The sequence below is a fragment of the Calothrix anomala FACHB-343 genome, from assembly GCF_014696435.1.
Taxonomy (GTDB): domain Bacteria; phylum Cyanobacteriota; class Cyanobacteriia; order Cyanobacteriales; family Nostocaceae; genus Aulosira; species Aulosira anomala_A.
The window spans coordinates 71,226-86,277 of sequence record NZ_JACJQG010000038.1; the positions used below are offsets into that span (position 1 = coordinate 71,226).

The following is a 15,052-nucleotide window of genomic DNA, read 5'->3' on the forward strand; positions in this document are numbered from 1 at the left end:
GGATACATAAAGGTTAAGATAAACACGCAAAAATATCGTATAAATACGAGATTGGCGGCAAAATAGTTTGATAATTAAACTTTATCAAGATATTTTTCCGTAGATATACTAATTAATGGCGATAAAAGATGCGATCGCCTGTTTGACCTTCGGCCCTAAATCATTTCTGGTAGAGTAAGCATGGCCTTGCTCGATAAATGCAGCAGTTGCTTCTATCAAATTTTGAATTACATCTGGGTTAGCATCATCTATTTCTTCGCTCACTTTTCTACCTGTATACTGGTTTGTGCGCTCATGAGGTTTTAAGAGGATGCGAGTATCTTTAGCTGTTTCTCCTGGTTTCGCCTTAAATCTCTCATTTAAGTCAAATTGCAACCGTAAATAGCGTTTTGATTCATAGCCACCCATCAGTTGACGGCAAATCGTGCTATCAATCTCAGATGTAGGCTCCATAAATACATCAGTAATATGTTGCGCCCATTCCAAAGGCTTCCATTGATGTATTTGCTCAAATTGGTAAGGTTCGCCAGTTTGTCCGGTTCCAATTGAGAGAATGGAGATGTCTTCCATCTGCAGGTTTTCTAGCTTATATTTGCGCTTTGTTTCCGGAGAAACCAATAAATCTGAACATTGACTAATGCGCATCGCCAAACTCAGTGCGGCTAAAGCGGGATTATTCGCCGATACCCCACCATCTATATGGGGAAACACCCAATCACCAAATTTTTCTTTATTGACAGGCTCTAATTTATACGGGGGAAAATACGTAGGAGCGGATGCAGAAGCTACACATATTTGCCACAGGTAGCATTCATCGTACCAACGGTAGCCTAAATCTGGATGACAATTAGTAAAAAATGTAGTGTTGCGATATAGGGTATCGTAAGCCAGAATCAAAATTATCGGACTATCAATATCTTTGATTCTCTTATATCCCAATTTTTCGATTAAGACATCGATTAAGCCATCATGAGTATATTTACTGGCTGAAAATGCTTCGAGAATTGGCTGAATAAATGCGGGAAACTTATGATAGCGGTGTTTGCGTTTGAGGGGAAATATTCGCTGACCTTCGTTGATGTATAAATCAATCAATTCTGTAGTAGTTTTACCTACAGCCAGTCCAGCAGCGAGAATTGAACCTGTAGAAGTACCTGCAATCAAGTCAAAATACTGATTTAAAGTCTGACCTTTCTGCTTTTTTACCTGTTTTTCAACTTCTTGGAGAATTCTGGCGGAAATTACTCCCCGCATCCCACCACCATCTAAACTGAGGATTTTGAATGTCATATTGATTAGTCCAAAGTCAATCGTCAATGGTCAATCGTCAACAGATGAGAGATTCTTGACTGCTGACGATTGACCAAACACTTAGAAGTGTAACGATTTACAGTTGTATGCTAAGTAAGTTGAAAATTAAGATGGACTACAAGAAAGTTAAAACTTGACCTCGGACTGCGGTATTTAATTTACCTTTGTCATAGACAATTTCCCCACCAACAATAGTTGTTACAGCCCAGCCTGTCAAATTCCAACCTTCAAAAGGACTCCAACCACATTTAGTTAAAAGTTCTTCCCGGAGGACTGGGCGGTAAGTATCTAAATCTACCAGCACTAGATCGGCATCATAACCGGGTGCGATCGCTCCTTTGTTGGGAATACCATAAGCTACAGCGACAGCTTTGGACATCCAATGCACAACTTGAGCAACTGTACATTTTCCTTCTTTAGCAGCAGTTAACATCACCGCTAGGGAAGTTTCTACGCCAGGCATACCAGAGGGACTGTTAGGATATGTTTGAGCTTTTTCGGCTAAGGTATGGGGCGCGTGATCTGTGGCGATAAAGTCAATAACGCCATCACGTAAAGCTTGCCATAAAACTTCATTATCATGGGGCGATCGCAACGGCGGATTCATTTGCGCTAGAGTGCCAATTGTCTCATAGGCGCTGGTATTTAAAACTAAATGCTGTGGTGTTACCTCGGCGGTTACCCAACTAGGTTTATCTTGACGCAGTAACTCGGCTTCTTCGGCTGTAGACATGTGGAGAATATGCAAGCGTCGCTGATATTTTTTAGACAGCTTTAATGCGAGTTTAGTTGCTAATAATGCCGCTTCGTTATCTTGAATTTGGGAGTGAATCGCCGGATCGTGAATTCCCGCAAATTCTTGACGACGTTGATTAATTCTCGCTTGGTCTTCCGCATGAACCGCAATTAAGCGATCTCCTTGGGAAAATATTGCCTCTAAAGCTGCATCTTGGTCAACTAGTAGCTGACCGTGCATTGACCCCATGAAGATTTTAATGCCTGGTGTCGGTTTGGCGGTGAGTAAATCTGGCAGATTATCTGCTGTTGCCCCGATAAAAAAGCCATAATTAACTAAGCACTTATTGGAGGCACGTAGTAGTTTATCGTCTAAAGCTTCTTGGTTAATTGTCAACGGACGAGTGTTGGGCATTTCCAAAAAGGAAGTTACGCCACCTTTAGCACAAGCACAACTGGCTGTAAACAAATCTTCCTTGTGTTCTAACCCAGGTTCGCGGAAATGCACTTGAGGATCGATGACTCCTGGCAACAATGTTAAGCCAGTCGCGTCAATTTCACTAGTAGCTGTGTTTGTGGAAATTTCTGGTGCAACTTCGACTATTTGGCGATCGCGCGTCAGCACATCCCCAACCATTAATTCCCCATTGGGTAAAATTATTTGGGCATGGCGAATCAGTAAACTTTTTGCAGATGACATGGAGTTAACAATATTGGCGATAGAGGACTATGCATCACAGAGAACTATCTTTTTAGGTTAAACTTGGTTGCACTCTTAGTAGTCAATTTTTGCCGCAGTTTAAAAAAAAGTTTATTGTATCTATGTATATTTCTGTCACCATGACAACATAAATACCAAATCAGAGTTCTGCGGTTAAAATTCATAAATATAGTTCATAGTTCCCCCTTGGTAATTTAATTACCTGCATCTTTTCGTTACTTCAGCAATTTCATGCAAAATCAAGTGTCTGATAAAAATTCTAGTCAACAACCCGATCATTCCTGGATTGGAGAGCTAGGTAGAACGGTTATATTAAGCATAGTTCTAGCCTTAGGAATTCGTACTTTTGTTGCCGAAGCTCGTTGGATTCCTTCGGGATCTATGGAACCCACCCTGCATGGTACTCCAAACCAGTGGGAGGCAGACAAGATAATTGTAGATAAATTGAAGTACAAGTTTTCTCAGCCACAGCGAGGGGACATCGTAGTCTTTTCGCCCACAGACGAGTTAAAAAGAGAACAATATCACGATGCCTTCATTAAACGCATCATTGGTTTACCTGGGGAAAAAGTAGAACTGAGAGATGGCAAAGTCTATATCAATAACAAACCCCTACCAGAAGATAACTATCTCAAAAACCAACGTACAGTAATTGACGTTTGTACCTCAGGTGCGCAAGTACCCTTCTTAGCAAAACCCCAAACCATACCCCCCAACTCATATTTGGTGCTTGGCGATAACCGTAACAGTAGCTATGACAGTCGCTGCTGGGGTGTTGTCCCGCAACAAAATATTATTGGTCGTGCTGTGCTACGATTCTGGCCTCTCAATCAAGTTGGTGGTCTAGATAAATCACCGTTATATCCATAGAATTAACAGCGTATTGTTAAAGTTAAGTTTGGTTTGTAGTCAGCAGTTGCTTGCTGATTACGAACTAGCTGGGAAATGGGCATTGGGCATTGGGCATTGGGCATTGGGCATTGGGCATGGGAAAGATAGATTTTCATACTTGGTTGTGGGTTTTCCCATGAAGGACTTTCTCGGAAATACTATTGACTGTTGACTATTGACTATTGACTATTGACTGTTGACTATTGACTGTTGACTATTGACTATTGACTATTGACTTCATCAAACTTAAATACTCTGTAGAATGCCATACTTAGCCAAGATTGTTCTCTACCCCATTAAGTCGTTGGATGGTGTTGAAGTTGAGAAGGCGAGAGTTCTCCCTAGTGGAAGCCTAGAGTGCGATCGCGAATTGGCAATTTTTGATGAAAATGGCAATTTTGTTAATGGTAAACGCCATGCCAAAATTCATTTATTGCGCACAGAATTTGCACTGGCGCAAAGAACTATATCTGTGCAACTTCCTGGTGGCGATTCACCAATCAATTTTCATTTAGATAGTGAAAGACAGGCGCTAGAAGCAATTTTCAGCGATTTTTTTGGCTTTAAAGTCACATTAGAGCAAAATTTGCAGATGGGCTTTCCTGACGATCGCAACTGTTCGGGGCCGACTGTAATTAGTACAGCAACTTTAGAAGCAGTGGCTTCTTGGTTTCCAGATATGAATGTGGGGCAAATGCGGCGGCGATTACGGGCTAATATTGAAATTGGCGGCGTCCCGGCGTTTTGGGAAGACCAATTATTTAGCAATAATAGCGATATCGCTGTTTCTTTTCGCATTGGCGATGTCTGCTTTTTGGGAATTCAGCCTTGTCAGCGCTGTGTAGTTCCCACTCGTAATCCTGATTCTGGTAAAGCTGATAGTAATTTTCAAAAAATCTTTGTCCAGCAGCGACAAGCCACTTTACCAGATTGGGCGGCTTTATCCCGATTTAATCATTTTTATAAATTAAGTATTAATACTAGGCTAGCTGAACTCTCAACTGCTAAAACTTTACAAGTTGGCGATGAAGTCGTAATACTAACATAATGTTTGTAATTTTTCTTAAAGAAAAAAAGTAAACGGTAAAAATATCGCAAATTTCTTTACCGTTTAATCGCCTAAATTATCTAGTATTTTTCCCAGTTTTGTAATTGAATATGTATGATTGTTTGCCAAGAACTAGAAATTTAGACACTAGTTACGGTAGCGGTAAACAATTGAAAATTCCCTATAGACTCTGGTGTCGATTGTAACAGTTAATCTTGGCTGGCATACTGTAGTTAATTAGTTAAATTTAAACCAATATAGATGCCATTCCGAATCAGTGTAAACCGATATTTTGCACTACTCAGAGAAAATATGCCTCAGCATATTCCCGTAAAATTCAACAAATTAGCCTATTAAAAGCAAACTCTAAGATTAAGTTGAGGAGGCACAGAGTTAGCCTAGAAATTATATTAACCCAAAGACTGCTATCTTTTATACAAGATTAGACAGAATGCAAAGTATGTCTTGCACTTGAAGATAGTAGTAATTCTGATATTTTTTGTATTTTATTTGACATGCAATCCCCAAATGTAGCAAGGGGTACAAAATCTCACAACAATGTTATCTAAACTTCAGTCTGTTAAATGTCTCAACCTGGTAGTTGAGAGAACTTCTATCAATATGATGCGCCGCAAATATGTTGTAATTATGCCGATTGTGTTGCAATTTTGGGGAACTGTTGGGATTTTCGGCTCTCTTTCAGTTCACAATGCACAAGCTGGACAAAATTTAGCAACTCAGTTAGAGAGTGAAATCTGCGATCGCATCGACAAATACCTTGGTAAATACCTGAAAACCCCCCAACCAATCGATCAACTAGGTTTGCTGAGTGTTTCTGACTTACAAGCAGCCAAAAATTATCTGTGGGAACAAATGCAAGTTTGGCAGATTGGCGATCGCTATTTTACCCACCCCCAAGGGGAATTGATTGCCATTGAACAGCTAAATCGGGGTGCTTTATTGATGCCAGCAGTTTCCCGAGTCCAGGGTATGAGTACACTTTATGTTTATGCTACCAATAGCTCAGTAAAACGCCGCTATTTCCAGAAGGTTAACAATCGCCATGAATTGAGGATGAATTGGTTGATTGTCGGATTTATTCACAAAGCCAACTGGCTAAAACAACTTAAACCACTCCAAAACATTAACTTGTTATCCCTTGTTGCCTTTTTAATAGTGGCGCAATTTGCGATCGCGATTACCTGGTTAACGATCAAGTTAATTATGCAACTCAATAAATCTTCTAAGACAGCGACAAACAAGACTGACTCAGAAACAGTGGTAAATAATGAATTAAATCAACTTAATATCTCTGAAAATCATCCACATAGTGAACCGCAGAAAAGTTACACAGTTTTACCAAAAAAATCTCCAGCCTTAAACAGAGTTTTATCTGTCAATCAAAATCCAGCATCTATATTTTTGACTGCAATTCCTCAAGGGAAAAACTTGACGAAAACAGCAAGCGATCGGGAAGATATGCATCGTCTTGACCAGCAAATTTTTTCCCAACAATTCACCACATCATCACGGGTAACATTAGCAGCCTTTAAACAAATGTATCTCAACGAAAACGAAGCAAAAGACCAAGATATAGACAAAAAGCAATTTGTCTTTAAATACGGGCTTCCCGGAGCAAAGGCGCTACCAGGACAAAGTTTTAGAGTTAAAGAAATAGGAGTACGCCAGCCAGAAAAAACAATCCTAATTGAAGCCTTAAAAATGCCCATATATGACGAATTGCGCAATATGAAAGACGAGGTACATAACTCGCAAGAAGTAAATCAACAGCAAAAAAATGACAAAGTACTCACCCAATACAATCGCCTCCTAGAATCGCAAGTTAGAAAGCGAACTCAAGAACTTTTAAAAGTTATTCAACAACTGCAAACAACCCAAAAACAGCTAATTCAATCCCAAAAAATTGCTGCTAGGGGTAGATTAGCAGCAGAACGAGCAAACCGGGCGAAAAGTAAATTTTTGGCAAATATGAGTCATGAATTACGGACTCCACTCAATGCCATTTTAGGTTTTACCCAAGTCATGAATAATGACAATTCTTTATCGGCGGAAAATAAAGAGAATTTGGCGATTATTAATCGGGCAGGCGAGCATCTTTTAAATTTAATCAATGACATTTTAGAAATGTCGAAAATCGAAGCGGGTAAAACTAGCTTGAATATCAAAAGTTTCGATTTAATTCGGCTGTTGACAAGCTTAGAAGAAATGTTTGCTTTGCGGGCTGCGGCTAAAGATTTACGCCTAGTCTTTGAATATGCGCCGAATCTTCCCCGATATGTGCAAACCGATGAAAGCAAACTACGCCAGATTTTACTTAATCTCTTGGGCAATGCGATCAAGTTTACTCGTAAAGGCAACGTCATTGTCAGAGTCAGTGGCGGAACCCTGGAAGATCGCGATCTTCGGCTTTACTTTGAAGTCGAAGATACTGGCCCGGGAATCGATCCGCAAGAAATTCATTTGTTATTTGAAGCGTTTGGACAAACCGAAACCGGGAGACAATCGCAACAAGGAACCGGACTAGGCTTAACCATTAGCCGCAAATATATCCAAATGTTGGGTGGAGATATTACAGTTACTAGTAATCCGGGTGAGGGTAGTAAATTTACCTTTGATATTCAAATTAGCCCAGCTTGTACTAGCGAAATTCAAAATCAGCAAAATAAACAGAAAATTCTTGGTTTAGCAGCAAATCAAGGCGAATACCGTATTTTAGTAGTTGACGATGTCAAAGAAAGTCGGCTGGTGTTAGTGAAAATGCTGACAGCTATCGGATTTATTGTTCAAGAAGCTACAAATGGCCAAGAAGCGATCGCTCAATCTTTAGCATGGAAACCACACTTGATTTTCATGGATATGCGAATGCCGATTATGGATGGCTACGAAGCTACAAAAGCTATTAAAAAACAAATCCAAATAGGGTATAAAGAAAAGAACTTCACACCCAAATTAGGAAACCTAACTAACCAGCTAACTGACCAATTATTAACTATCCCCGGATTTACTAATCGGGAAACTAGCCATGTACCAATTATTGTTGCCTTAACTGCCAGCGCTTTTGAGGAAGAAAGACAGAAAATTTTGTCAATCGGTTGCGACGATTTTATTCGTAAACCATTTACTCAAGAAGTATTACTAGAAAAAATCAGCGAACATCTGGGTGTAAAATATGTCAGCCCAGACGAGACTGTAAATCCAGCCGCTAGTCAAGAAACAGACATATTTCCCAGTGAAGCGGAAGTTATCTGGCATTTATCACAAATGCCCCAGCCTTGGTTAACAAATATCCGTCATGCCGCAGCTAGCTGTAGCGATGACATGATTTTAGAGTTGCTTGCCCAATTACCTCCAGAACAAAGCCAAATTTTCCGGGTTTTGGGAGAATTAGCACACAACTATCAGTTTGAAAAAATTATGGAATTGACTAGAACAAAAGCAGAATGAACTACGAGCGGTTAGAACCAGAGAAAAAAGATATATTGCTGATTGACGATATGGCAGATAATCTGCGAGTATTATCGTCACTGCTGACTAGAGAAGGGTATAACGTTCGCAAAGCTTTAAATTGGCAAATGGCTTTGACTGCTTGTCAAACCGTATTACCAGACTTGATTTTACTAGACATTATGATGCCGGAAGTTGATGGCTATGAAGTCTGTCAGCGTTTAAAGGCTTGGGATGTAACGGCACATATTCCCGTAATTTTTATTAGTGCCTTAGATGATGTCTTTGATAAAATCAAAGCTTTTAAGGTAGGTGGTGTAGACTACATTACCAAACCTTTTGAATTGCAAGAAGTCTTAATTCGGGTACAAAATCAACTAGCGCTCAGAGCCGCACAATTAGAAATTATTAAGTTGAATGTTGAACTCGAACAAAGGGTGAAACAACGTACTTGGGAACTAGAAAAAGCGCTGCAAAAACTCCAGGGAGAAATTAATTCGCGGCAACAACTGCAAAGTAAATTACTAGATTTAGCCTTGCATGATTCCCTAACTGGATTACCGAATAGAGTGTTATTTATTCGGAGAATCGAAAATGCCCTGAATCGTGCCAAGCAACAATCTAATTATCAATTTGCGATTTTGTATTTAGACTGCGATCGCTTTAAAGTTGTCAATGATTCTTTAGGTCATTTAGTAGGCGATGAATTGCTGTTAGCTATTGCTCATCGTCTACAATCAACTTTAACGCCAATGGATACTATCGCTCGATTGGGTGGCGATGAATTTGGTATTTTGTTAGAAAATCCCACAGATATCAATATGGTAATTGAAGTGGCAGAGCGTCTGTTGCAGCAGCTCTCACTTCCCTTCAAACTTACCAGATATGAGGTATTTATGAATGCCAGTATTGGTATTGCTTGGGGAAATAAAGATTACGATCGCCCAGAATATTTACTGCGAGACGCTGATACGGCTATGTATCGCGCTAAAGCATTAGGTAGAGCCAGATATCATGTTTTCGATCCGATCATGTATCAAGAAGCCATCCAGCTATTAGAGATTGAAAACGATCTGCGTCGCGCCGTAGCACGGCAAGAATTTATTGTTTATTATCAACCGATTGTTTCCCTGCTTACAGGTAAAATTGCTGGCTTTGAAGCTTTAGTGCGTTGGCAACATCCGATTCGCGGCTTAATTCTCCCAGCAGAGTTTATCCCTGTGGCGGAAGAAACCGGACTGATTACTTCAATTAACACCTGGGTATTACAGTCAGCTTGTCAACAATTACGTTTATGGCAACATCACCCAGCCATTCCCGACAGCTTGACGATTAGCGTTAACTTGAGCGCGCGGTTATTTTCTCAACCGAATTTAATGGCACAAATTGACGAAATTCTCTATGAAACCCAAGTAAATCCCGAAAATTTAGAACTGGAAATTACCGAAACTGTGATCATGGAAAATAGTCATGCCGTGAAAACAATTCTGCAACAGTTAAAAGAGCGAAGAATAAAGTTAGTCATGGATGATTTTGGGACGGGTTATTCTTCGTTAAGTTATTTACATAGTTTTCCTTTAAATGCTTTAAAAATCGATAAATCTTTTGTCAAGAGAATGCAAGAAAATCAAGAAGATATGGGCTTAGTACCTGCCATGATTAACATTGCTGACTCAATGGGGATGAGAGCGATCGCAGAAGGTGTGGAAACTACGGAACAATTAGCTCAACTAAGAAGTTTAAACTGTGAATTTGCCCAAGGCTTTCTTTTTTCTAAGCCCATAGAACAGCAATCAGTTCTGAATTTACTCACAACTGCGCCTCAATGGTGAATTATTTTATTTGTTCAGTTGTCATTTGTCATTGCTGAAAAATTCTGATTTTCATACTGTCAGTACTCAGATTTTGCGCTTTGCTGTTTGTCTTGTGTATAAATAGAATTGATCAATGTAACATGACGTATAATTCATGACAAATGACCAATGATAAATGACCAATGACAAATGACCAATGAATTTAAATCACCACAACAATCATAAAGGGAATATTTTGGTGGTAGATGATACCCCCAATAACTTGCGTCTGCTTTCAGCTATGTTAACAGCGCAAGGTTATGAAGTGCGCAAAGCCTTAAATGGAAAAATGGCACTGACTGCTTGTCATGTAGTGTTACCAGATGTAATTTTACTTGATATTAATATGCCAGAAATGGATGGCTATCAAGTTTGTCAACAACTCAAAAGTGACAAAATTACGGCGGAAGTCCCTGTAATTTTTATTAGTGCCTTAGATGATGTGTTAGATAAAGTTAAAGCTTTTGATGTCGGTGGGGCTGACTATATCACTAAACCGTTTCATGGTGCAGAAGTGATATTACGGATAGAAAATCAAATTAATTTGCGCTTATTTCAACTAAAACTGCAAGAAAAAAATATATTACTCGAACAAGCTCTAGCTAATTTACAAGCGGCGCAGGTACAACAAATTCAAAATGAAAAAATGGTAGCATTAGGGCAATTAGTAGCGGGAATTGCCCATGAAGTGAATAATCCCATTAGTTTTATCTATGGGAATTTACAATATGCTAATCAATATGTCCAAGATTTAATAAATATTATTAATACATATCAACAAGAATATCCGCAACCAAATCAGAAAATTGAAAAAATCCTGAAAGATTTAGATTTAAATTATGTAACTAAGGATCTGCAAACTCTCATGGGTGCTATGTATAGAGGTGCAGAGCGAATTACAGATATAGTTCTCGCATTACAAAATTTTTCTAGACATGATGAATCCTTGATGAAGCAAGTGAATATTCATCAAGGTATTGATAGCGCTTTGATTATGCTGCAACATCGATTGCGGGAAACCCAAAATCGTCCAGCAATTGATATTGTGAAAGATTACGGAAATTTACCTTTAGTTAATTGTTATGCTAGCGAACTTAACCAAGTATTTATGCATTTATTGAATAATGCCATTGATGCTTTTGATGGATGGGTGAGTCAACAAAAGCCACAAATCCAAATTAATACACAGCTAACACAGACAAAGACAGTGAAGATTGCGATCGCAGATAATGGCCCTGGTATCGAAGAGTCATTGCGATCGCGGTTATTCGATCCATTTTTTACCACCAAACCCGTAGGTAAAGGTAGCGGGTTAGGATTATCTATTAGTTACCAAATAGTCGTGCAAAAGCATCGAGGACAGATAGCTTGTTTTTCATCACCAGGAAAAGGTGCAGAATTTTTACTAGAAATTCCCTTAGAACAATCTGAGTAAGCTCATGCGCATCTAAATTGCATAAATACTAATAAGGGCAGTCAATAGTCAATAGTCAATAGTCAACAGTCAACAGTCAATAGTCAATAGTCAACAGCCCTCACAATGGATTGTGTAAGGAAAATTTTGGCATTTTCAATTAAAATATGCTTATATGCATTTAATTATGGTTATATATGTATATTAAAAAATTAGAAATTTTTGATACCTGCTGTTTAATTTCTGTAACTTCAACCAAAAGCATAAAACTAACTTCAGAAAGGCTGAAATCTATGTCTAGTAGGGGTTGACAGGCAAATCTACAATTGATGAGTAAAACCCCTCAGACGTAAAAATGAGGAAATTGGGATTTTTTCTCTATAAGAGACTACATTTTTCAGTCGCAGAAAAGCATAATAGAGATGTGACTGATCTGTTTACCCCTTTACAATCCCTAAAAGAAGGTCACTGGTTCAAACTAATTTGTGGAGCCAGTTTCCAGCATCTTCCTGCAGTCAGAAGTTTAACATTAGCCTACACTTTGGCGGGCGCTGACTGTATAGATGTCGCGGCCGATCCAGCAGTGATTGCAGCTGCTCAAGATGCACTTGCAGTAGCTAAGGAGCTAGCTTTTGAGGCTCAAAAACGCGGCTTTGGTTTTAAAGGCAACTTACCATTTTTGATGGTGAGCCTGAATGATGGTGAAGACCCCCATTTTCGCAAAGCCGAGTTTAATCCCACTGATTGTCCCCCAGACTGTCCTCGCCCCTGCGAACGGATTTGTCCAGCACAAGCGATTGTGTTTAACAGTATAAAAGATAACTACTCAGGTGTCCTAGAACAAAAGTGTTATGGCTGTGGACGTTGCATACCAATTTGCCCATATGATATAATTTATACAAGCTCATACATGTCAACGCCGGGAGCGATCGCTCCATTAGTCATGTCAACAGGAGTAGATGCTGTCGAAATTCATACACAGGTAGGGCGATTTACAGAATTTCAGCAACTATGGCAAGCAATTTCACCGTGGATAGATAAATTAAAGTTAGTAGCGATCAGCTGTCCTGACGGCGAAGGAATGATAGATTACCTTCAAGCACTATATAACCTAATGCACCCCCGTCCTCATGCTTTAATTTGGCAGACAGACGGCCGCCCCATGAGTGGAGATATTGGCGATGGCACCACTTTAGCGGCGGTGAAATTAGGGCAAAAAGTTTTGGCAGCAAAGTTACCCGGATATGTGCAGTTAGCAGGCGGCACAAATAGCTATACCGTTACCAAGTTACAGGCAATGGGAATGCTAAACGATTTTAGATTGCCGATTTTAGATTTTGGATTAGAAGATTCCAATTTAAAATCCAAAATCCGTCTTGGAAAGTTTGCTACGGAGGGAAACCTTCCTGGCAACTTTCCGCAAAATCCAAAATCCAAAATTTCTGGAATAGCCTACGGTAGCTACGCCCGCGTACTGCTGTCACCAATTTTGGCACAGTTAGAAACTCAGGAGGTGAGTAAAACCAGTGTTAAGGCGACTACCCGCCTGGAAGAAGACGATATATTGCTCTGGCAGGCTGTAGAGCTTGCCCATTCTCTCGTTTCCCAGCTCAAGTCACAACAGGAGCGCTAATCGCTCGTTCGTTATCTCGAAAAACGTCACCATAGAAAGCATGACGATTACAGACGATCTCCAAAAGTTGTTAGACATTTTGCCCCAAGACCTACGACAAGTACTAGAGGATCATCCCAAAAGAGACTATTTAGTCGAAGTGGTCTTGGATCTGGGCCGTCGCCCAGAGGCTCGCTTTCCTAATCAAGCTGAGTATCTGAGCGAACAGCCTGTCACTCAAGAACAGATAGATGATTGCATTCAGCGAGTTGGAACCTTTGGCGGAGATAATCGGGCAGGAATTGAGCAAACTTTGCACCGAATTAGCGCCATTCGCAACCGCACGGGTAAGATTATTGGCTTAACCTGTCGTGTCGGTCGGGCGGTATTCGGCACCATTGGCATGATTCGCGATTTGGTAGAAACTGGTAGATCGATTCTGATGCTGGGTCGGCCAGGAGTCGGTAAAACTACTGCCTTACGGGAAATTGCCCGGGTTTTAGCCGATGAACTCAACAAGCGCGTGGTAATTATCGACACCTCCAATGAAATCGCTGGAGATGGCGATGTTGCCCACCCTGCCATTGGTCGCGCCAGAAGAATGCAAGTGGCTCATCCAGAACTGCAGCATCAAGTGATGATTGAAGCTGTGGAAAACCACATGCCAGAAGTCATCGTTATTGATGAAATTGGCACAGAATTGGAAGCTTTGGCAGCTCGTACCATTGCCGAACGCGGCGTACAGTTGGTAGGTACTGCCCATGGTAACCAAATCGAAAACCTGATTAAAAACCCCACCCTGTCAGATTTGGTCGGGGGTATCCAAGCGGTGACCTTAGGAGATGACGAAGCGAGACGCCGGGGCAGTCAAAAGACTGTTTTGGAACGCAAAGCCCCTCCCACCTTTGAGATTGCTGTGGAAATGTTAGAACGGCAACGCTGGGTAGTTCACGAAAGTGTTGCAGACACGGTAGATACTCTGCTGCGGGGTCGCCAACCTAGCCCCCAAACCAGAACTGTTGATGAAAATGGCAAGGTGTCCATGACCCGCCAACTTTCAGTAGTCAACGGTCGCGGTGCGGTAAATCAAGCAGGTGGGGAAGACTCCTTTGGGAGTTCTCGTCAATCTAACGGCTGGCGTTCATCTGGGCAAATGGTAGCTTTACCACCCCCATCTCTAGAGCGGGAGAGAGTTACCGGACGCAGTGAATTTGACCGTTTGCTAGATGAGTCGTTTAATTATACCGACACCATTGATTTTAGCGGCGGTAAAAAGCCAGGCCCCAATGGCGAAGATTTACCACTGCACGTTTACCCCTATGGCGTCAGCCGCCATCAACTAGAGCAGGTAATTAGCGTGTTATCTTTGCCCGTGGTATTGACAAAAGACATCGATAGTGCAGATGCAATTTTGGCACTGCGATCGCATGTCAAAAACCACGCCAAATTAAGGCAAATGGCTAAAGCTCGTCATGTCCCCATTCACATGATTAAATCCAGCACAATACCACAAATTACCCGTGGTTTGCGGCGACTGCTGAACATTGACGAGCCGGAAATCGCTGATGATCAAGAACTGCAACTGTTTTTACACAGTGGTAGCGATGACGAAATGGACGCCCTAGAAGAAGCTAGACTCGCTGTAGAGCAGATAGTCATTCCTAAAGGACAGCCAGTTGAGTTATTACCCCGTTCTCCCCAAGTCCGCAAAATGCAGCATGAGTTGGTAGAACATTATCGGCTCAAGTCTCATAGCTTTGGTGAAGAACCAAATCGCCGCTTAAGGATTTATCCGGCGTAATCTCAACGAATTTTAGATTTTAAATTTTGGATTTTGGATGAAATATTCAAAATCCAAAATTTAAATATTGTATGGCATTGTGTGGATGGTGCTATGGGAGCATCCCAAATGTGCAAAAACGCCCTCACCCTATAAGGGTGGGGCTAGAAATACGAAGCCTGCCTTCGCAGGCTATCAAACTTTTAGCCTGCGAAGGCAGGC

9 protein-coding genes are annotated in these 15,052 nt (G+C 40.8%); 7 read left to right on the top strand and 2 right to left on the bottom strand.

Annotated features, from left to right (window positions below; translation table 11 throughout):
* Positions 1 to 108: 108 nt before the first annotated feature.
* Together H6G08_RS21235 and H6G08_RS21240 are read right to left on the bottom strand one after the other, a co-directional pair.
* Entirely contained in the window at positions 109 to 1,290 is a 1,182-nt protein-coding gene (locus H6G08_RS21235; RefSeq protein WP_190546491.1) for a patatin-like phospholipase family protein, read from the bottom strand.
* Between the two features lie 136 nt (positions 1,291 to 1,426).
* Positions 1,427 to 2,746, bottom strand: coding sequence for a dihydroorotase (locus tag H6G08_RS21240; RefSeq protein WP_190546493.1), 1,320 nt, complete (start codon positions 2,744 to 2,746; stop codon positions 1,427 to 1,429).
* Between the two features lie 252 nt (positions 2,747 to 2,998).
* Between H6G08_RS21240 and lepB the strand changes: the two genes are divergently transcribed.
* The 7 genes from lepB to H6G08_RS21275 all read left to right on the top strand — a co-directional run bounded on the left by lepB (position 2,999) and on the right by H6G08_RS21275 (position 14,851).
* Positions 2,999 to 3,637, top strand: a complete 639-nt coding sequence (gene lepB / locus H6G08_RS21245) for a signal peptidase I (protein WP_190546495.1) — start codon at positions 2,999 to 3,001, stop codon at positions 3,635 to 3,637.
* Between the two features lie 283 nt (positions 3,638 to 3,920).
* Positions 3,921 to 4,706: an MOSC domain-containing protein gene (locus tag H6G08_RS21250; RefSeq protein ID WP_190546497.1), complete on the top strand. Its 786-nt coding sequence runs from the start codon at positions 3,921 to 3,923 to the stop codon at positions 4,704 to 4,706.
* 558 nt (positions 4,707 to 5,264) lie between these two features.
* The gene (locus H6G08_RS21255) at positions 5,265 to 8,171 is read left to right on the top strand and encodes a hybrid sensor histidine kinase/response regulator (RefSeq protein ID WP_199322682.1); all 2,907 of its coding nucleotides are present in this window, start codon (positions 5,265 to 5,267) and stop codon (positions 8,169 to 8,171) included.
* Entirely contained in the window at positions 8,168 to 10,003 is a 1,836-nt protein-coding gene (locus H6G08_RS21260; protein ID WP_190546499.1) for a two-component system response regulator, read from the top strand. Before H6G08_RS21255 ends, H6G08_RS21260 begins: the two co-directional genes overlap by 4 nt.
* A 178-nt stretch (positions 10,004 to 10,181) precedes the next feature.
* Positions 10,182 to 11,459 carry a hybrid sensor histidine kinase/response regulator gene (locus tag H6G08_RS21265; protein WP_190546501.1) on the top strand — a complete coding sequence of 426 codons (1,278 nt, stop codon included), beginning with the start codon at positions 10,182 to 10,184 and terminating at the stop codon, positions 11,457 to 11,459.
* 403 nt (positions 11,460 to 11,862) lie between these two features.
* Positions 11,863 to 13,071 (top strand): circadian clock protein LdpA, encoded by a 1,209-nt coding sequence (gene ldpA, locus H6G08_RS21270; RefSeq protein ID WP_190546503.1) that lies wholly within the window; start codon positions 11,863 to 11,865, stop codon positions 13,069 to 13,071.
* Positions 13,072 to 13,111: 40 nt separating this feature from the next.
* Positions 13,112 to 14,851, top strand: coding sequence for a R3H domain-containing nucleic acid-binding protein (locus H6G08_RS21275; RefSeq protein ID WP_190546504.1), 1,740 nt, complete (start codon positions 13,112 to 13,114; stop codon positions 14,849 to 14,851).
* Positions 14,852 to 15,052 lie beyond the last annotated feature (201 nt).